Here is a 20,097-nt window from a genome sequence, read left to right as displayed (position 1 = left end):
AGGGAACGCTGCAAACGGGCTTTTGGACGTCTCAATCACAGGCAATGACCCGAAAGCGCGTTCCAATCCAGCCCGATAGCCGTCGACAAGACTTGCGAGCAATCGCCGAACATCTCGAGGCTCAAGACCACCATCTACCATATACCTGAGGACGCGACGCCTCTGCTCCGCCTGAAACTCGGACCAAACCGCCTCTTTTTGATCTGATGGGCAGTGCTTGTTTAGAAATACTGCGAGACTTGCGCCAACCTCGAAAAGATCGCGGGGCGCGCGGTTTGTTTTGCGTGTCGCATTTTCGAAAAACCCGTGATGAACCTGCGCCAACGGTACAATGGCCGTGGCAAGCCCCTGCGATGCCAACCGCAAATTCAGGTCAGTTTCATCCAGAAAATACCGAAACGACGGATCAAATCCGCCCATATTTGCCAATATATCCCGACGAAAAGCCATATTTGTGCCTTCGGTTTTGATGGCACGTCCCCCAAACCCGGTCAGCACGGTCGGATTCTCTTGGTCGACGCCGAGAGGGGAGGTGCGCCCCCCTGCATCGACAGTCTGGGCCGTCCATTGAAACGAAATGCCATTGCGTCCAAGTACATATCCGCCAGATGCAGATACTTCACTTTCCGAAAACGGCGCTATCAGATGCATCAACCAAGTGGGTTCCGGGACTGCATCATCATCAATGAACGCCAAGACATCGCCCGCCGCATGGGAAATGCCGAGATTGCGCGCCTCCGAGATGTTCGCGTGATCATAGCGGACAAGTTTGACCACGCCAGCGAACTTGCTGTCTTCGACTGCCGCAACCCCAGCCGGATCTGCAACCACCACGACCTCGCACAGGGAATAGTACTGTTGTGCGATACCTGTCAGACACCGAACCAACGCATCAGGTCGAGCCCGACTTACGATGATTACAGTGACAGGTATCTGCGTCATGGCGTGCCCATTTCCGCCATCATTGCCTCGAGCCGCGGTACGTCTTCGGGGTTGTTCAGTTCCCAAAACTGTTTGCCGCGCGCATCAACTTCGACACATAGAACCTGACGCCCGTGCTCCATAAATCTTAGCTGCTCGAGACCCTCAAGACCTTCTAGTGGGCCTGCCGCCCAACGCGGATATGCTCCGAGCGCGGACGGGCGGTACGCATAGACGCCTACATGATGAAAGACCGGTGTCGGCGCGACATCATCATAGACCTCTGACGTGTAAGGGATGACTTCCTTGCTGAAGTACAGCGCATGCTTGTCCTGCGTAAATACGGCCGTCGTCCCGCCAACACGCCCCGCTTTGCGATCTTCGAGAAATCCGTTCAACGCACGGCCATCACAGCGCAAGACTGGCGTTGCCACATCAGCCATGGGGTCGTTTTCCAGACCCTCGACCAAGTTTTCGACAAACCACGCAGGTGTCAGCGGGGCGTCGCCTTGCAAATTGACAACCACATCAAAACCACCACCCAAATTATCAAAGGCTTCGGCACATCGTTCGGTTCCGTTTGCGCAGTTCTCCGACGTCATCACCACTTCGGCGCCAAACGCTTCTGCTGCGGTACGGATGCGGTCATCATCTGTGGCCACCACAACCCGATCAACGCCTTTCACTTCGCACGCGGCTTCCCAAGATCTCTGGATCAGACTCTTGCTTTCTCCAGTCGCGCCCTTGAGCGCCACAAGCGGTTTTCCAGGGTATCGCGTCGACGCATACCGCGCTGGGATGGCTATCAGAACAGACATCAGGCCTCCTTCAACTCAACAGTTGGTGCAAAAGCAATGAAGAACGGGTTGGCGAAATCTTCTTTACCGTAGGTCAATGGCGTATGATCGTCAAAGCGTACAACTTGCCCGCCCGCACCCAGCAAAACGGCATGTCCCGCTGCGGTATCCCACTCCATCGTCCGCCCAACACGCGGGTAAATATCGGCTTCGCCTGTCGCGACCAAACAGAACTTGAGAGATGATCCGGCACTTTTGGAGTCTTTGACGGCATATTTGTTGATATAGTCATCTGTGGCCTGATCACGGTGCGATTTAGATGCAACGATCATAAGCGCGTCATTGTCGGCTTGCGCCACATGAATTGCCTTGGTTTCCCCAACCTTGGTGATGTCAAAATCGCCAATTTCCTCTACTGACTGTCCATCAGATTGGGTAAAGAACATGCGATCGCGCGCAGGCGCATATACGACACCACGTTGCGGAACACCCTTTTCCACATAGGCAATATTTACTGTAAAATCGCCACGACGGTGAATGAACTCCTTTGTTCCATCCAGCGGATCCACGATCAGAAACGTATCCCCGTTCGCAATGTGGCTCTCTGATTGCTCCTCGGTGACCAGCATCACATCTGGAAACTCTGCACGTAATCCAGCCGAAATGATCGCATCAGCAGCTTCGTCTGCAGCGGTGACAGGGCTATCATCGGATTTGACCTTCACCTCAAAATCGTCGCCGTTGTAAATCTCCATGATTTTATCACCTGCTTCAATTGCAAGGCGGCGAATAACGGGGATAAGGACTTCATAATTCAATGGTGTGCTCCTGATTGCGCATTTGTTGAAATACCTAGCTATGCCCCTTATGCTTTGCGCATAACGGTTCGGCAAGACTTGCGTGTCATACCCGAATCAAAGTGCAGGCAGGTGAATATGTTTCAAAAAGTCGCCCCAGAGTCGAATTTCAGCAGTGCCATAAGCATTTCTGTTTTGATCTATCATTCGGCTGTTCGAAACATCCGCAAGATGCACGGCAATGCGCTCTTTTCGATCTTGGTGAACTTGTTTCAGGCGGTGCTGTTTGTGGCCGCGTTTTTTGTAATGTTCATTGTCCTTGGAATGCGGTCCGCCGCCCTGCGCGGCGATTTCCTGTTATACATTATGTCGGGCATTTTCATGTTCATGACACATGTCAAAGCTGTCGACGCTGTGTACAAATCCGAGGGTCCGTCGTCTCCGATGATGAAGCATGCCCCAATGAATACCATCATCTCGATTGTCTCTTCTGCGATCAGCTCACTATATATTCAGGTCCTGACACTCAGCATTATCTTGTTCGTCTATCATGCTGCGTGGAACCCGATCGAAATTGACAAACCGATAGGCGCACTTGGTATGCTGCTGTTGGCGTGGTTCTCGGGCGTCTCGGTGGGAATGATATTGCTTGCCATTCGCCCTTGGTTTCCAGGCTTCACCGAAGCTCTGAGTTTGATTTGGCGGCGAGCGAACATGATTGCATCAGGCAAAATGTTCGTCGCCAACACTCTGCCCGGCTTTATGGTCGCGATGTTTGACTGGAACCCGCTGTTTCACATTATTGACCAAGCACGGGGTTTTGTGTTCATCAACTATAATCCGCACAACAGCAACACGAGCTATCCACTGTATCTGTCGCTGGCCATTCTCATGTTGGGGCTGATGGGTGAGTTTTACACGCGCCGCCGTGCATCAGCCAGCTGGATTGCGCGCCGATGATCAAGCTTTTTTGGGTTTTGCTGATCTGTTTGGGTCCTGCGCTTGCCCACGCCCAAAGCTTTCCGGCACTTTTCGAAGTTCAGGACGTCGCGCATGACGATGTCTTGAACATCCGCGCCACCCCTTCTGCAAGCGCCAGCATTGTCGGCACCCTTGCCCCAAGCCAGCGCAATATCGAAGTGGTTCAACTGAACGAAACAGGCAATTGGGGGCGTGTGAATTCAGGCGAGTCCAGTGGATGGGTTTCGATGCGCTATCTGCATTTGGCGGTACAGCATCCTTGGCATTCACCGCAGCAGCCCAAAACCTGCTATGGAACAGAACCCTTCTGGTCACTTGATCTCGCAGGAGACATCATTTTTTCAGGACCAGACCAAGATGACATCGTTTATACTCTGAAAAACTGGGCATCGTCAGCGAACCACACAGGTCACTTTGGCTTCGAAGCCGGTGATGGATTTTCAGTATTATCCCCACCATCCTCCACGCGTCAGCTAAATGGGGTGCTGCATGAGGTAAACTGCTCCGATGGCATGTCTGATCGCACCTTTGGCATTTCAATCGACATTTTGATAAAAGACGGCCAATCGCTGAATATGATTTCGGGCTGCTGTTCTCTGGCGCCATAAAGACCACGACGCCGGTTCAAACTGCAGCCCCTAGTTCACTACCCGCTAACTGCGGGGATCCAAAAGCTTCTGTAATACTCTGGTCTTGGTAACCTGACCGAGCAGTTCACCATTTTCTATTACGCCCACGGGCGCACCCGTTTCCCCAACGATTTCCATGACTTCCCGGATATCATCACCCGGGCCGACAGTCACAGCAGGGGTGCCTTCGGCAGGTTCCATCACATCGCGCGCGCACAATACGCCAAGCGGGTTCATATGCGCGACAAAATCAGCCACGTATTCGTTGGATGGATTCGAGAAAATTTCTTGTGGAGTGCCACATTGCACAATGCGCCCACCCTCCATGATCGCGATACGATTGCCAATTTTGAACGCTTCGTCCAGATCATGTGACACAAAAACAATCGTACGTTTCAGCTTTTGCTGAAGATCCAAAAGTTCGTCCTGCAACTTGGTTCGGATCAACGGGTCCAGCGCCGAAAACGGCTCGTCCATCAACAGTATTGGCGCGTCGGTTGCAAATGCGCGTGCAAGGCCGACGCGTTGCTGCATCCCACCAGAAAGTTCACCGACTTTTCGGTCAGCCCAATCCGTCAAGCCCACCAAGGCCAATTGCTGGTCGGTGCGCGCAATGCGTTCGGCTTTGGCCATGCCTGAAATCTCTAGGCCAAGCCAAACATTTTCTCGTACAGTGCGCCACGGCAGCAACCCAAATTGCTGAAAAACCATGGCGACACGATGCATACGAATATCGCGCAACGTCGCCGCATCTGCATGCGTCACGTCGGTCATCTCGCGACCATTCCAGACGCGCGTCGCCCCCCGCACAACAGGGTTCAGACCATTTACCGCCCGCAATAGAGTCGATTTTCCAGATCCCGACAGGCCCATAAGAACCAGAATTTCACCTTCTTTGACAGACAGCGAACAATTGTGAACGCCCAGCACCTGACCCGTCTCGGATTGAATTTCAGCCCGATCCTGACCTGCATCCATCAACGGCAATGCTTCCTGAGGTTTTTCCCCAAAAACGATGGAAACATTGTCAAATTCTACTGCGATCCCGTTGGGGTTTGACACTTCAGTCATCTTAACGCTCCACCCGCAGAATGCGGTCCAACATGATGGCAACAACAACAATTACGAAACCGGATTCAAAACCCAACGCTGTGTTCACTTGGTTCAATGCGCGCACAACGGGCACGCCCAATCCATCGGCCCCAACCAGAGCCGCGATCACCACCATCGAAAGTGACAGCATAATTGTTTGGTTCAGGCCGGCCATGATTTGTGGCAGGGCATACGGCAGTTCGACCTTCCAAAGCGTTTGCCGATTGGTCGCACCAAAAGCTTGCGCAGCTTCCAACAAAGGTTGCGGCGTAGAGGAAACGCCCAAGTGCGTCAAACGAATGGGCGCGGGCAAGACAAAGATCACGGTGGCGATCAATCCTGGCACCATACCAATGCCAAAGAACACGATCGCCGGAATCAGATACACAAAAGTTGGAAGTGTCTGCATCAAATCCAGAACCGGGCGCATCGCAACGAAAAGTTTGGGGCGGTGGGCTGCCGCAATTCCGATAGGCACACCAATCGCCATACACACAACACATGCACTCAGGACAAGCGTGAGACTTTCGGTCGTTTCGTCCCAATATCCTTGGTTCATGATGAATAGAAACCCAACCGCAACAAAGACACATGTCTTCCAGTTGCGTTGAAGAAGCCATGTGATCGCAACAAAAACTGCGACAACGGCCAGTTCTGGCGGAGTTTGCAGCACCCACAAAATTGCGTCAATCAACCCTTCAAGGACCCATGCCAACCAATCAAAAAAGGGTTCGCCAGTTTCTTGCAGCCAATTAAAGAGTGTCTTGGCAGTTTTGCCGATAGGTATTTTCGTTTCGGTCAGCCAATCCACGTGCGGGCCTCGCTATTTTAATGTTCAGGGAAGGGTTTCTTGGTTTCTGCTATCGCAGCAATTCGGGCTGTGATCACCAGAAACCGGCCTTTTCCCCCGTCGAAACGGGGGAAAAGGGTCCGTTTAATTTTGATCGATTAAAGACCAAGATCCGCTTTGACCGCTGCCACGGCATCACCGCCGTCGCGTGTTGTCACACCATCAAGCCAGCCCATGAACGCATCTGGGTTTGCTTTCAGCCAAATCGAAGCGGCTTTGGCAGGATCTTCACCATCATCCAAGATCGCACCCATGATTTCGTTTTCCATGGCCAACGAAAACTCTAGATTTGCCAGCATTTTGCCAACGTTAGGGCACTCGGTGACGTATCCCTTGCGTGTATTGGTCATGACCGTCGCGCCACCCAGATTTGGGCCAAAGAAATCGTCACCACCAGTCAAGTAACCCATGTCAAAATTGGCATTCATGGGGTGAGGTTCCCAACCCAGAAATACGATGGGTTCGTCTTTTTTCGATGCGCGGGCAACCTGCGCCAGCATGCCTTGCTCAGAGCTTTCGGCAACTTCGAAACCCTTGAGGCCAAAGGCGTCGCTGTCGATCATTGACTGGATCAAGCGGTTGCCATCGTTACCGGGCTCGATGCCGTAGATTTTGCCCTCTAGAGCATCCATCTTGCCTGCGATGTCAGAGAAATCTTTGATGCCCATATCCATGGCCACTTTGTTCACTGCGAGAGTGTACTTTGCACCCTCCAAGTTCGCGCGCACAGTTTCGACGGTGCCTGCTTCGCGGTACGGGGCAATATCACCCTCCATGGTTGGCATCCAGTTGCCCAAGAACACATCGATGTCGCCTTTTGCCATTGATGTATAGGTTACTGGCACGGACAACACCTTAATGTCAGTGTCATACCCTAGGGCTTCAAGAACAACGGTGGTCGCTGCAGTCGTTGCAGTAATGTCGGTCCAACCTACGTCGGAGAATACGATTTCGTTGCAGGTCTCGGCGCTTGCAGCAGTTGCTGTCATCAACGCCAGAACGGAAAGGGTAGATTTGAGTTTCATAAAGGAGTCCCCGTAGATCGATGTGTTTTATTTATTGACTGGCCAATTAAGATCGGCCTTTAATTCATCAGTCAACAAAAAAGCGCAACACCCAAGCGCACAGGCAGCAGTGGGAAGTACAGGAGAACATAAATGCCAAAGGTCGGAATGAAGCCAATTCGCCGCGAAGCGCTGGTCAAAGCCACAATCGCCGAAATTGGTCGAACTGGGTCTTTGGACGTCACCGTGAGCCAGATCGCCAAGCGCGCTGGCATGTCGAGCGCTCTCGCCCACCATTACTTTGGCGGAAAAGAACAAATTTTCCTCGCGGCCATGCGCCATATCCTGTCGATCTACGGTGCAGAAGTGCGCGGGGCATTGTCGATGGCAGATACGGATCAAGCCCGGATTGAAGCCATTATTCGCGCTTCATTTTCGACTACCAACTTTAAACAAGAGGTCGTTTCTGCATGGTTGAACTTTTATGTTCTGGCACAGTCGTCGAACGAGGCTAAACGCCTACTTCGTGTCTATCAAAGGCGAATCGCCTCTAACCTGACCTATAGTTTGCGTCCCCTTGTCGGAGAGCGGGCTTCGGATTTGGCATATGGGATGGCAGCGCTTGTCGACGGAATTTATCTTAGAACCGGTCTTGGTGCGAATGCGTCGAACCCAGACAATGCGGTATCTCTTGTCCTAAGCTGGTTGCAAAGCGAACGCCTCTCTGAATAGGCCCCACGTGCGCGGTACAAGGGTAAGCGTCCGGCTGTGACGGCCCTGACGCGGCATAGAGCGTGCTGATACGAGCCGTATTGCAAGGAACTGGTGAAGGCCGGAACTTACCCTCACCCATAAATAGCCTCAGGTGACCGCCTCGAATTCGGGGCGGCCAAGTTTGGTCATTGTGTTGATAGCCTGCACGTCGATCCGTGCCTCCGTTCTCTGATTTTCAAGGGTCCGAGTCCTTGAACTGCACCGAGGGTGCCGGAAGCTCCAACTCATGGGTAGGATAGAGCATCATGACAAAGAAATCGAAAAATATTCACAAGAAATGCGCGAGCGTACCGTGCGGATGGTATTGTATGGCGCGGGAAGCGTGAGAGCGGTTGGGCTGCAATCGTATCGATTTCATCGGAGAATGGCTGTACGCCGCAAACGCTGAACGAATGTGCCAAGGGGCTGAGGTGGATACTGGCCAAAGCGGGGGTATCACGACCGAGAAGGTCGAGAAAATAAAGGCGTTGGAACGCGAAGTGCGCGAATGGGTTTGCAGCAAATGAGATCCTGAGCAAAGCATCCGCATATCTTTCCTAGGCGGATCTCGACCGCCCACTGAAATGATGATCCAGTTCATAGAAGATCACGGCGCTGATGGCAGCACAGCTGGTAATTCTTTTGGGAGGGAATGATTGACGCTTTCTACAACGCTGCTGGATGTCGGCAATACCCTGCCGCGCTTAGGCAGTTCACGGTTCTTTGACTGGTTGAGGCTAGATCGCCGCCTTCCGGATCGAGAAGCTGCGGCATCAACTGGCCGGTCAACGCCACCACTGGTTTGGGTAGTCCTCAGATAGCATTCAGCAGCTTCAGCTGGCACTGAAGACCAGCGAGATAGCTGTCGCAACGATGACGGTAAAGCTGCGTCTTCCCGACGAAGAAGCAAAAAATAAACCAAAGCGACGTCCGATCCAGAATCACATTCCACGTATGGAATTCGAGCTGATCACTGGTGATGATTGCGCTAAGCGCGGTGCTGGCCGCCCCGATCCGGGCCTATCATCGAGCCGTTTTTGACGTTGCGTACTGAGGCCCTTCGGGAGGCGGCAATTTTGACCAAGGCGATGACCCGCCAAGCAACCGAATACTTCCTGTGATCATGCGCGCGGCCTGGAAAGATGGCACCAAATTCGAAATGAAGAAGGAATGACCGAAACGCGCAAGCCGTAACACGTGCGCTTGCCAGCAGTTGCCGTACTGATCATAGCGGCAGGTGGTCGATACATGCGACAAAATCAACGAGCGCGGATGATCAATTAGAGAACCTACGTCGTGACATGGCAGGGGTTCGTCTATGTCGCCTTTGTCATAGATGTTTCGCCCGCCCACTTCTGGTTTGGGCCATCAGCAGAGAAATCCTGATCCAGCAGATTGGGCGCAATGTTGAACGTGTGGTTACTGTCAGTCGTGGCCTTGTATTTTTGGGTTCTGATGATCTTGATGTCGTTCTCACGCATCAAACGGCCTATGCGTCGGTACCCAACCTTCAGTCCCAGCTCCTGGAGTTCTTCGGTCATGCGTGGCCGTCCATAGCTTTGCAGACTTAAACGATGCTGCTCACGAACATGCGCCAAGATCACCATATCATCGCGTTGGCGCTGGCTCATTGGGCGCACTCGCCACGCACGAAACCCACGCGATGAAACCTGCATAATGCGGCAGAGAAACTCGACCGGCCATTCTTCTTTCCAGGCGTCGATGAAGGCGAACCTCACCGGCTTTGGCCTGCAAAGAAGATTGCCGCCTTTTTTAACACTTCCCTCTCCTCACGCAGTAGGCGGACTTCTTTGCGCAGACGTTCGTTCTCCTTTTCGACATCCTCGTGCGGGCCCGACATCAGATCATCATGCTGATGATTCTGAACCCACTTGTTCAACGTCGGAAGGCCAACACCCAAATCTGATGAAACCTGTGGTCGTGTTAAGCCGCTGCTGATCGCGATGCGCACCGCATCACGCCGAAACTCGTCTGTGTATCTCTTTGCCATTCCATATCTCCTTCATAGCAAACATTGCTCGAAAGAGACCGGAACTAAACCGGGACAAGACCAGATCAACATGCTCACGATCCGTTCCCCGTGAATTTTGACATTGTGGCTTCGCCTGCTGCCGATATTCCGTCGCGTTTTATGACCTTGCGGATGGTCAGCCAGATGATTTTTAGGTCGAGCCAGACGGAGCGATTATCCACATACCAGACATCGAGGGCGAATTTCTCATCCCATGAGATCGCGTTGCGTCCGTTCACCTGCGCCCAGCCGGTAACGCCGGGGCGCACTTCGTGGCGGCGCGCCTGTTCTGGTGAGTAGAGCGGCAGGTATTCCATCAACAGCGGGCGCGGGCCGACTAGGCTCATGTCGCCCTTGAGCACGTTCCACAGTTCGGGCAGTTCGTCGAGCGAACTGGACCGCAGAAACCGGCCAAGATTTGTGAGCCGCTCGGCATCGGGCAGGGGGTGCCGTCGGCATCTACCGCGTCGCGCATGGTGCGGAATTTCACCATCTGGAATGGTTTGCCGTCACGGCCCGAGCGGGTCTGGCGGAAGAGCACTGGCGCGCCCATCTGGCCACGAATCTGCCAGGCGACAAAGATGAGAAGCGGGGAGAACAGGAGCAGGCCGAGGCTCGCACCGAAAATATCCAATACCCTTTTGAACAATTAACGAACTCCTAACAGGGCGTTTGTTTGATCAACCAATACGCAGCCTTTTTGCCGGAAGTTTCACAGGGCTTCAATCGAGGATGCACTCTTGTGTCCCCCAGTAGAAAGGTTTTCGCATGAACCCTCTTGCTGATCGCGCGCCCTGTGTATTGAAAAGTGGGCGGATGTGTCTGGCTCGTGTCCGACGGTGTAGATGACTGGACGGCCCTAGTGTCACCGTCCAATATGGATGCGGGGCACTTGGAGATCGCGATGGAGAAGCCTCGGGGGGCGGGTATTCGGGCCTGCTGTCGGCGTTGACTTCGGGCGATATCGCGATTTCAGGAAGCGGTAAGACAAGATCGCTTGGCAAGAACGCGTGTGGAGTCGTCTATCGTGTCGATACGCCGGATGACTACGGCAGGGACGGGGAGGCGGTGGTTGAGAAGCTCAGGCTTTCTCCGGTTTTGTTCTTGTGCTGAGCTGGGCGGGCGATGGGCTTGCTAGAGGTCCATCGCGCCTATCATGACAGCGTTCACTTGGTGAACATCGTATTTCTCTTCGGCGATCCTGCGAGATTGCGCGCCCATTCGCGCCACCAGATCAGAGTCCCCGAGAAAGCGCTCCATCGCTTTTGCCAATGGCTCTGCCTCCCGGACGGGAACGAGAAAGCCATTGACGCCATCTTCTACGGTTTCGCGGCATCCCGGCGCGTCGGTTGTTATGATTGGACGTCCCATGGACATTGCTTCAAGGACCGAGCGCGGAGTCCCTTCACGGTAGCTCGGCAAGACATAGACATGTGCCGCTGCGATAGAGGGGCGCACATCGCTTTGTGCTCCATGCCAGATCACGTGCCCGGCATCCTGCCACGTGTGGATTTCGGACTCGCATATCGCATCGGGGTTGGTGTCGATGGGGCCGACGAGATGGCATTCCACCTCTGGATAGGTCTCATGTATCATTCTTGCCGCATCGACATATTCCTGCACACCTTTGTCCCGCAAGAGGCGGGCAATTAGCAGGAATCGCAGAGGTGGGCGTTCGGGCATCGGTGCCTCAGCAAAGGCCGTGGTATCGACGCCGGAGCCATCCACGAGGGTGACTTTTGCCTTGACGGGTAGGATGCCCCAATTGCGAAAATCATCGCGGTCGTCGGGGTTCTGGAAAAACACGAGAGACGCGCGGCGCAGGGCGATGCTGTAGAGCTTGCTGACCAGCCAACGGATCACGGCCCTTTTGCCGCGTGCCTGTCCGACAAAGGCATAGCCAAGCCCCGTGATAAGTGCGACACGCTTGGGCACACGGGCCAACCACGCCGCGATGATGCCCCATATTACGGGTTTGATCGTGTATGCGAGGACGAGGTCCGGGCGAATTTGCCGCATCATCCGGCGGCATGCCATCAAGGCGCGCAAATCACCCATTACGCTAAGCCCAGTGCGTGACAGGGGCAAATCATGATACTGCACGCCGCGTTCCTTCAGCCACGTGCAAGTGGCACTATCTTCGAGGAGGCCGGGCGCACCTGCATAGACATCGTGCCCCGCGGTGAGAAGGGACTCGATTAGCGCACCGCGAAAGTTACTGAGCGAGCTGGGCAGGGAGGCGAGAATTAATATGCGCATGAGACCTTCGAGCAAATTGTTCAGATCAGGGAAAACATCAGGTGGACCAGACCGCGTGATGGGCCGTCACCATGGCGGCAAGCGAGAACCGCTCTTCGTCTCCCGTCCGGGCGGCTGACTAATACGCTTTCCAGCCGTCCCCATCCTGCATCACCGTGAGGGCAATTTCCATCACATCCGCAAGTGCCGGCGGGTCACGCAGCGCCACGATTCAGCCAATATCGCCGACATTAAACAACGTATCGCCCAAATCGGTGGACACATGGCGTACCACAGGTGATGGCTTCGGCGAGAACGTTTGAGAAGCCCTCGGCCGAACTGGACATAACGTGCTCATCCAGCTGGGCAAAACGTCTTGCGGTCCGAACAAGATCACCGTTTCGCCGAGATCGTGTTTTTCCAACATTGCTGAAAGCGCAGTGTTCTCAGCGAACATTTCAGGGTCGACCAACAGGGTCTTGAACAAGCCCCCCGAGCGTGAAGGTCGGCGAATGCATTAAAGAGGACGCTCGTAAAGCACCGCGAACGCTGATCCGCGACGACGACACTCCCACGATGTTCAGAACGCGGCGCCGGGTCACAGCCGAAGATCCGCTTCGTTTGGTGCAAGAACGTATTTCAGATCGTAGAGAATATGTGTCCCGGGTTTTCCGAAGGAGCGCAAACCTGCGACGCCCAGATCACGAAACTGAGCATGCGCAACGGCGACGATGATCGCATCATAAGTTCCGGCCCTGGGCTGCTCGACGAGCCGCAGACGGTATTCGTGAAGGGCCTCGTCAGGATCGACCCAAGGATCATGAATATCGACTTCTACACCGAACTCGCCCAACTCGGACACCACATCGACAACGCGGGTGTTGCGAAGATCTGGGCAGTTCTCCTTGAAGGTCAGTCCAAGAACCAGAACCCGCGCACCGTTCACATGGACCCGACGGCGTCCCATCTCCTTGGCTAATTGTCCGGCGACATAAGCTCCCATCCCGTCATTCAGCCGCCGCCCGGCTAGGATGACCTGGGGATGATAGCCGATCATCTCGGCCTTGTGGGTCAGGTAATAGGGATCGACGCCGATGCAGTGTCCACCGACCAGCCCCGGGCGGAACGGCAGAAAATTCCATTTGGTACCCGCCGCCTGAAGCACGGCCTCGGTGTCGATGTCCATCTTGTTGAAGATGATGGCCAATTCGTTGATCAGCGCAATGTTCAGGTCCCGCTGGGTGTTCTCGATCACCTTGGCGGCCTCGGCGACGCGAATCGAGGGCGCCATGTGCGTGCCCACCGTGATGATCGACGCATACAGCGCATCGACGGTTTCGGCGGTTTGAGGTGTCGAGCCCGATGTGACCTTGGTGATGGTCGTCAACCGGTGCGACTTGTCGCCCGGATTGATGCGTTCGGGGCTGTAGCCGACGAAGAAATCAGTGTTGAAGGTCAGCCCCGATACACGTTCGAGAACCGGCACGCAGTCTTCTTCGGTGGCCCCGGGATAAACGGTGGATTCGTAGATCACGATATCGCCGCGCTTGAGCACCTTGCCCACGGTCTCGGACGCGCGCAGCAGCGGTGTCAGGTCGGGGCGGCGGCTGGCATCGATGGGTGTCGGCACGGTGACACAAACATGGTGCAGCTGCGCAGATCCTCAATATCGCTGGAAAACGACAAATGCGCCGCCGAGGCGAGTTCGCCCGCATCGACCTCAAGCGTCGAATCCTTGCCCTCTTTCAGTTCGGCAATCCGGCCAGCATTGATATCAAAGCCGACGACAGACCGCGCCTTGCCGAATTCGACCGCCAGCGGCAGCCCGACATATCCAAGGCCGATAACGGCCATTTTTTCATGCGTTTGAATCATAATTTTTCCTAAAGTGACAATTCAGCGTTTCAGATCAATTTCGAATGCTGTCTTCAATCGCGGCCCGGAACCTGGGTTGTGTACCCAACCAAGCGGACCCGGCATTCGAAAGGTGGCCTCTGTCGCGGTAAAGAAAGACATCATCGTTTGAGGCCCGGCATTCTCCATCGGCACAGATCACCTGATCCAGCCAAATCACGGGGGCAAGGGGCTCGACCCCGCTGAGTATCTGATAGGCAAGATCGATGGGTGCCGACAAGGCATCATACGAAAAGTCGCAAAAAGACAGCGACTCGCCGCGTTGGGCATGATGCGCCAGACACCGGCCAATGTCCCAACCCGGATTGGGCGGGGGCGAAATCACGACAACCTTCAACTCCATGGCCTGAAGTGTTTCAATCGTATCGGCCAAGGCCGCCACGGCGGCGGTCAAATTGCCCGGCTCTTGCGCGCCATCATCATGCCTGAGGGTCAAACTTGGCGTAGCAAGCCAGGCGAAGGGCGACGACAAGACAACGGTTTCGATTCCGGGGTCGGTGCCCAGCCACTCGAGCACAGCATCATTGAAGCCTGCGCAGGCCTCGGTTTCGGCAGCAGATGAAACCATCGTCACCGACACAATCGGCCCACAAGAGGACAGCGCCATCTGGCGCAACTCAACGCCGCTGGGCAGGGCTGAAACAACCGCCGCGACCGTGTGCATCGCATAGCTGTCACCCCAGACCAGAACTTCGGGTTCCGCGCCTGTTGCGCAGCGATCGCTCAGGGTGAAACCGCGTCTGCAGGCCACATCGAGCCCCGAGTTGACGGCGATCCTCTCTTCGATCCGCAAGTCTTGGAACGTCTGGCCCGAAGGGGTCATCCGGTTCGGACTGCCATTTTCCAGATAGAAAAGCAGGCCCATTGCAAGGACCAATCCTGTCGCCGCCGCGCCTGCGACGAAGATCGCCCGCTGGCTCAATGCCCGCGCGACAGGGCCTTTGCGGAATGGTTGTTCGATAAACCGCCAGCTGAGATAACCGATCGGAAAAGACGCCGCGGCCACCAGGGTCAGAAACGCGACGCTTGGTTCATGTGACGCGGTCAGGCGCGCGAAGGTGATCATCGGCTGATGCCACATGTAGACGCTGAAGCTGATCAATCCGATGCCAACGATTGGCGAAAAAGACAGCATCCGCGTGACAAGACCACCGGGGCCGGCGAACAGGATGATCAAGGCGCTTCCGACAACCGGCACCAAGGCCCAAGCCGATGGAAACGGGGTTGTCTTGTCGAACATGAAAACGGCAAAGGCGATCATCGCTAGGCCAACCGCACTGAGCGCGTTCGACCCGCGCAGCGGATGCTGTATCAGCCAAAGCGCACAGAATGACCCAGCCAGCATTTCCCAGGCGCGGGTGTGGATGGAATAGAAGGTCAGATCCGGGTTTCCCGCTTGGCTGACAAGGCAGGCCGCAAGGCTGATCACCAAGAGCGCCGCCACCAACGCCATGCGCCCGCGCCACGCCAGTGCCGCCGTCATCATCAACAACAGTGGCATGACGACGTAAAACTGCTCCTCGACAGCGAGGCTCCAGGTATGCCGCATAGGCATCAACTCGGACGAGGGCTGGAAATACCCGGTCTCGCGGTAAAACAGATAGTTCGACACGAACAGCGCAACGCCAAGAAGTGACTTGCCATATTCCCGCAGATCGGACGGTATCATCCAGAGCCAGGCCGCCAGGCTGGTGACAACGGCAACAGCAAATAGCACCGGAAAGATCCTGCGAAGCCGGCGTTCGTAAAAGCGGCGCAAGCTGAATTTGCCCAGCGCAACATCGGTCGCAATGATCGTGGTGATCAGATAACCTGAAATGACAAAGAAGACATCGACGCCGACGAAGCCGCCCTGAATCCATGCCAAATCGGCATGGTAAAGGACGACCGGCAGAACCGCTATCGTGCGCAGACCATCAATTTCCGGGCGATACTTCATTGTCTGTCCCGTTGATCAGGCCGGAATGAACCGGTCGAAGCCGCGCTCATGCAGGCGATCACGAACTTCGGGCCAGTTGGCGATCAGTTCCTCGACCGGTTCTGGGTTCTGGCGCCGCAGACGGCTTTGAGGCGTATGGGCGTGCAGGTAGAGATAATCGAGAACCCGCGTGAATTGGCCGGGCAGGTCGGCGGTCATATCCTCGTATGTGACCGTCACGGTCTCGCGGTCGGAAAAGAACGTATCGCCCCATGCCTCCCAGTTGACGGTCTTTTCGATCCAGTCGATCATTTCATCTGGATCCACCGTCTGCCGCTTGTCATCCGCCGCGATGACGGAGGCATCCGAGGTGGCGGTGTAGGTGTTGTTTTCTCGCGCGATCATCCACGACAACACGCTGCGCAGCTCGTCTTCGCGCTTGAGGTGGATCACCTTCAAACGGGGATCGGCCTTGAGCATGTCAAAGAGCGGTGCCGGATCGCCGTGATGCGGGTGATAGTAAAACACCTTGCACCCCGCCGCCTTGATCCAGGACGGTTGCTTGCCGAAGACCTGCGCATGTCGCTTCTCGATTGTGTCCTGACCGATATGCCCGAAGTGTTCGCCTTTGACATGAACGTTCGGATGGCTGCCCAGCGACGAATTCAACAGGTTGGACCCGGACCGCGACCGCGACAGGATGATGAAGGGTGTATAGTCCGTGTTCCCTAACAACCGCCCGGCGCGGTAGGTGCCGACACGCACCAAATCGCTGAAAGTGATCTTGCTCATCTTGGTCGTCTCCCGAAGTCAATACCGAGGGTGGCAGTGGCGGATGCGCATCAGCTCTTGCGCCACACGACGCGGTTCACGAAGTCGGTATAGCTGTGGATGATCCGCAGCACCTTTTCCGAGACGTTGTCGGCGGCATAGTCATGGACCAGATGCAGCGCGCGGTCTGCTCCGCGCGGTTGGCTAGCGAGGATGTCCAGGCCTTGCAGCACCCGCTCGGGGTTCATGCCGGTCATCATCACCGCGCCTTCTTCCATGCCCTCGGGGCGTTCGTGGGTTTCGCGGATGTTCAGCGCCGGGAAGTTCAGGATCGAGCTTTCCTCGGTAATGGTTCCGCTATCCGACAGCACGGCCCGGGCGTTCATCTGCAGGGCGTTATAGTCAGAAAAGCCGAAGGGCTTCATCTGCTGGACGCGCGGGTCCAGTTTCGTGCCGGTGGACGCGATCTTGTTGCGGGTGCGTGGATGGGTCGACAGGATCACCGGCAGGTCGAAGCGTTCGGGCAGCATGTTGAGAATGGCCACCAGACCCTCGAACTGTTTCGGGTCTTCGATGTTCTCCTCGCGATGCGCGCTGACCACGAAATACCCATGCTTCTCCAGCCCCAGCCGCGCATGCACATCCGAGGATTCGATACGGTCGGCATAGGCCAAAAGCACCTCGCGCATCGGGCTTCCGGTGACAATGACGCGTTGCGGATCCAGCCCCTCGCGCAGCAGATACTCGCGGGCGATCTGGCTATAGGTCAGGTTGATATCCGCCGTGTGATCGACGATCCTGCGGTTGATCTCTTCGGGCACGCGCATGTCAAAGCACCGGTTCCCGGCCTCCATGTGGAACGCCGGGATCTTGAGCCGCTTGGCGCTAATCACTGCGAGGCAGGAATTCGTGTCGCCCAGCACCAGAACCGCATCCGGGCGATGCTCAGCCAGCACTTTGGCCGATTTCGCGATCACATTGCCGATGGTCTCGGCGGCCGTTTCGCCGGCAGCCTCGAGGAACACATCGGGTTTGCGCAGGCCCAGATCCTCGAAGAAGATGCCGTTGAGCTCGTAGTCATAATTCTGACCGGTATGCACGATCAGATGATCGCAATGGCGATCCAGCGCTGCCATCACGCGCGACAGGCGGATCAGTTCGGGCCGGGTGCCAACAATGGTGGCGATTTTGAGTTTGGTCATCAAAAGAGTCCTGTCAAATTCTAGACTGCACTGGGTTCACTGGGTCAGAGGGTGGGCAATCGTATCCGGTCTGTCCCGATCGAACAGTTCGTTCGCCCACAGCATGCAGATCAGCTCATCCTCGCCGATATTGGTGACGTCATGGCTCCAGCCGGGCACGGTTTCCACGACCACAGACTCGTCGCCTGTGGTGTCGATGCTGTGCGTTTCGCCGGTATCCATATTGAGGAACCGAAAGCGCGCTGTGCCTTTGAGCACTAGGAATTTCTCAGTCTTGGCGTGGTGGTAGTGGCCACCCCGTGTGATCCCCGGTCCGGCGGTGAAAAAGCTGAACTGGCCCGAATGCTCGGTGCGCAGCATCTCGGCGAAGACCCCGCGTTGATCGCCGTGGCGAGTCAGCGAATAAGCGAAATCCGCAACCGGCAGATAGCTGACATAGGTCGCATACAGCGCGCGGCCCAGGCCGGTGCCGGTTTCGCCCACGGTATGCGTATCGCGCACGGCACGAAAGGCGCGCAGTCGGTCGGCAAGGTCCCCCAGGGTGATCCGGTATTCCGGTTCGACCGATGTCACCTGAATTCCCTGCCCCGGCGCGGCCAGCCAGGCCAGCCAGGCGTCAATCACGTCATCCACATGCACCAGCCGGACCTCGGCGGCGGGATCGTTGATGGCGATCGGCAGGTCGCGGGCGATGTTGTGACAGAAGGTCGCCACGACGGAGTTATAGTTCGGACGGCACCATTTCCCGAAGACATTGACCAGCCGGCAGATATTGACCGGCGCGCCGCTGGCTGTGCCCAGCGCGTGCAGATGATCTTCGCCTGCACGTTTGGATCGGCCATAGGGCGTGTCGCGGTCGATCTGGATCGTCGATGAGGCGATCACGGGCACCGGGGACGACCGTTCGCTCAGCAAGGCGCAGAGCCGCGCGGTATACTGGTCGTTGATCGTGTCGAACTCGGCATCGGTTTCGGGGCGATTGGCGCCAGCCAGATGCACCACGGCATCGGCCTGAGCGACCATAGCCGCCAACTCGGCGTCAGAGGTCTGGCGGGTGGCCGACAAGACCCCATGACCGGTCTCGGTCAGCCGCAGCGCCAGGTTTCGGCCGATGAATCCGCCCGCTCCAGTGATCAGAACCTGCATCTTACACCTCCGGGTCGGCGGTTTCTCCCGCCAGCGTCGCACGGATGAAGGGCAATTGCAGCAGCAGTTGCTTCATGCCTTCGACATCCAGTTGTTCGGTATTCTCCGAAGTATAGTCGAAGCTCTCGCTGATCTTGCTCTCACCGCTGTCGGTATAGACGCCATAGTTCAGGTCGCGCATATCGGCCGGAACGCGGTAGTATTCACCAAGATCCACCGCCTGGGCGAGTTCTTCACGCGACAACAACGTCTCATGTTTTTTCTCGCCATGCCGCGTGCCAAGGATCCGCACCGGATGATTGGGCTTTTCAAACAGTTCCAAAAGCGCCTTGGCCAGAACCATGATCGTTGCCGCCGGGGCCTTTTGCACCAGCACGTCACCGGTAGCCCCCTGCGCGTAGCCAAATAGCACCAGATCGACGGCATGGTCGAGGGTCATCATGAACCGGGTCATATCCGGATCAGTGATGGTCAGCGGCTCACCCGACTGGATCTGACGCACGAAAAGCGGGATGACAGATCCGCGCGAGGCCATGACGTTGCCATAACGGGTGCAGCAGATCGTCATGCGATCCGGGTCGATGGATCGGGCCTTGCCGGTCGCGACCTTTTCCATCATCGCCTTCGAGGTGCCCATCGCGTTGATCGGATAAACCGCCTTGTCGGTCGACAGGCAGATCATCTTGCGAACCCCCGAGCGATGCGCCGCGTCGATCGCGTTGGCGGTGCCCAAAACGTTGGTGTGCACGGCTTCGAGCGGGAAGAACTCGCACGAGGGAACCTGCTTGAGAGCTGCGGCATGGAAGACGAAATCCACACCATGCATCGCATCCAGCAGGCTGTCGCGGTTGCGCACGTCGCCCAGGAAGAACTTGATCTTGTCGCTGCGATAGCGCTTGCGCATGTCATCTTGCTTCTTCTCGTCACGACTGAAGATGCGGATCTCGCGGACATCGGAATCGAGGAAACGGCGCAACACGGCATTGCCGAAGCTGCCGGTGCCACCAGTTATCATAAGCGTAACGTCGTCGAGCATGGAAGGATCCTTTCGG

The 20,097-nt window shown here is 56.0% G+C and carries 18 protein-coding genes and 1 pseudogene; 3 read left to right on the top strand and 16 right to left on the bottom strand.

The genetic code is table 11. The features are described from left to right. The 3 genes from FAP39_RS14390 to cysQ form a co-directional block, all read right to left on the bottom strand. Window positions 1-942 (bottom strand): glycosyltransferase family 2 protein (locus FAP39_RS14390; protein ID WP_138017079.1); only part of this gene is annotated, 942 nt, incomplete at its 3' end. Beyond that, entirely contained in the window at window positions 939-1,739 is an 801-nt protein-coding gene (locus tag FAP39_RS14385; protein ID WP_138017078.1) for a 3-deoxy-manno-octulosonate cytidylyltransferase family protein, read from the bottom strand. The genes FAP39_RS14390 and FAP39_RS14385, both read right to left, overlap by 4 nt. Continuing rightward, on the bottom strand, window positions 1,739-2,536 hold the full coding sequence (gene cysQ / locus FAP39_RS14380; RefSeq protein WP_138017077.1) for a 3'(2'),5'-bisphosphate nucleotidase CysQ: 798 nt from the start codon (window positions 2,534-2,536) through the stop codon (window positions 1,739-1,741). Before cysQ ends, FAP39_RS14385 begins: the two co-directional genes overlap by 1 nt. A 117-nt stretch (window positions 2,537-2,653) precedes the next feature. Here cysQ and FAP39_RS14375 point away from each other — a divergent pair, with 117 nt between their 5' ends. Then, entirely contained in the window at window positions 2,654-3,475 is an 822-nt protein-coding gene (locus FAP39_RS14375) for an ABC transporter permease (RefSeq protein ID WP_138017076.1), read from the top strand. Further along, window positions 3,472-4,104: an SH3 domain-containing protein gene (locus tag FAP39_RS14370; RefSeq protein WP_138017075.1), complete on the top strand. Its 633-nt coding sequence runs from the start codon at window positions 3,472-3,474 to the stop codon at window positions 4,102-4,104. Before FAP39_RS14375 ends, FAP39_RS14370 begins: the two co-directional genes overlap by 4 nt. A gap of 45 nt (window positions 4,105-4,149) precedes the next feature. Here the strand turns inward: FAP39_RS14370 and choV are convergent, their stop codons facing one another. From choV to FAP39_RS14355, 3 genes are all read right to left on the bottom strand, one after another. After that, window positions 4,150-5,196, bottom strand: a complete 1,047-nt coding sequence (choV, locus tag FAP39_RS14365; protein WP_138017074.1) for a choline ABC transporter ATP-binding protein — start codon at window positions 5,194-5,196, stop codon at window positions 4,150-4,152. Window position 5,197: 1 nt separating this feature from the next. Beyond that, window positions 5,198-6,028 carry a choline ABC transporter permease subunit gene (gene choW / locus FAP39_RS14360; protein ID WP_138017073.1) on the bottom strand — a complete coding sequence of 277 codons (831 nt, stop codon included), beginning with the start codon at window positions 6,026-6,028 and terminating at the stop codon, window positions 5,198-5,200. A gap of 137 nt (window positions 6,029-6,165) precedes the next feature. Next, window positions 6,166-7,092: a choline ABC transporter substrate-binding protein gene (locus tag FAP39_RS14355; protein WP_138017072.1), complete on the bottom strand. Its 927-nt coding sequence runs from the start codon at window positions 7,090-7,092 to the stop codon at window positions 6,166-6,168. A gap of 132 nt (window positions 7,093-7,224) precedes the next feature. Here FAP39_RS14355 and betI point away from each other — a divergent pair, with 132 nt between their 5' ends. Continuing rightward, the gene (gene betI / locus FAP39_RS14350) at window positions 7,225-7,803 is read left to right on the top strand and encodes a choline-binding transcriptional repressor BetI (protein ID WP_138017071.1); all 579 of its coding nucleotides are present in this window, start codon (window positions 7,225-7,227) and stop codon (window positions 7,801-7,803) included. A 1,756-nt stretch (window positions 7,804-9,559) separates the two neighbouring features. Here the strand turns inward: betI and FAP39_RS18010 are convergent. From FAP39_RS18010 to FAP39_RS14300, 10 genes and pseudogenes are all read right to left on the bottom strand, one after another. Beyond that, the gene (locus tag FAP39_RS18010; RefSeq protein ID WP_138017069.1) at window positions 9,560-9,835 is read right to left on the bottom strand and encodes a transposase; all 276 of its coding nucleotides are present in this window, start codon (window positions 9,833-9,835) and stop codon (window positions 9,560-9,562) included. Window positions 9,836-9,909: 74 nt separating this feature from the next. Continuing rightward, the gene (locus FAP39_RS17935) at window positions 9,910-10,236 is read right to left on the bottom strand and encodes a sugar transferase (RefSeq protein ID WP_281280271.1); all 327 of its coding nucleotides are present in this window, start codon (window positions 10,234-10,236) and stop codon (window positions 9,910-9,912) included. Continuing rightward, entirely contained in the window at window positions 10,200-10,505 is a 306-nt protein-coding gene (locus FAP39_RS17930) for a sugar transferase (protein WP_281280268.1), read from the bottom strand. The genes FAP39_RS17935 and FAP39_RS17930 overlap by 37 nt, the downstream gene beginning before the upstream one ends. 485 nt (window positions 10,506-10,990) lie before the next feature. Then, entirely contained in the window at window positions 10,991-12,115 is a 1,125-nt protein-coding gene (locus tag FAP39_RS14330) for a glycosyltransferase family 4 protein (protein WP_138017068.1), read from the bottom strand. A gap of 577 nt (window positions 12,116-12,692) precedes the next feature. Then, window positions 12,693-13,969, bottom strand: a pseudogene (tviB, locus tag FAP39_RS14325) (Vi polysaccharide biosynthesis UDP-N-acetylglucosamine C-6 dehydrogenase TviB). A 34-nt stretch (window positions 13,970-14,003) separates the two neighbouring features. After that, window positions 14,004-15,947 carry an acyltransferase family protein gene (locus tag FAP39_RS14320; RefSeq protein WP_138017067.1) on the bottom strand — a complete coding sequence of 648 codons (1,944 nt, stop codon included), beginning with the start codon at window positions 15,945-15,947 and terminating at the stop codon, window positions 14,004-14,006. Between the two features lie 15 nt (window positions 15,948-15,962). Further along, window positions 15,963-16,718, bottom strand: coding sequence for a sulfotransferase family protein (locus FAP39_RS14315; protein WP_138017066.1), 756 nt, complete (start codon window positions 16,716-16,718; stop codon window positions 15,963-15,965). 50 nt (window positions 16,719-16,768) lie between these two features. Next, window positions 16,769-17,899, bottom strand: coding sequence for a non-hydrolyzing UDP-N-acetylglucosamine 2-epimerase (wecB, locus tag FAP39_RS14310; protein ID WP_138017065.1), 1,131 nt, complete (start codon window positions 17,897-17,899; stop codon window positions 16,769-16,771). A gap of 36 nt (window positions 17,900-17,935) precedes the next feature. Beyond that, on the bottom strand, window positions 17,936-19,045 hold the full coding sequence (gene wbjC, locus FAP39_RS14305) for a UDP-2-acetamido-2,6-beta-L-arabino-hexul-4-ose reductase (protein WP_138017064.1): 1,110 nt from the start codon (window positions 19,043-19,045) through the stop codon (window positions 17,936-17,938). Window position 19,046: 1 nt separating this feature from the next. Then, window positions 19,047-20,081, bottom strand: coding sequence for a polysaccharide biosynthesis protein (locus tag FAP39_RS14300; protein WP_138017063.1), 1,035 nt, complete (start codon window positions 20,079-20,081; stop codon window positions 19,047-19,049). Window positions 20,082-20,097: the final 16 nt, after the last annotated feature.

The organism is Shimia litoralis (assembly GCF_005518135.1).
GTDB lineage: Bacteria > Pseudomonadota > Alphaproteobacteria > Rhodobacterales > Rhodobacteraceae > Shimia_E > Shimia_E litoralis.
Note: the sequence above shows the minus strand (reverse complement) of the source record. Positions and strands in the feature narration are given on the sequence as shown.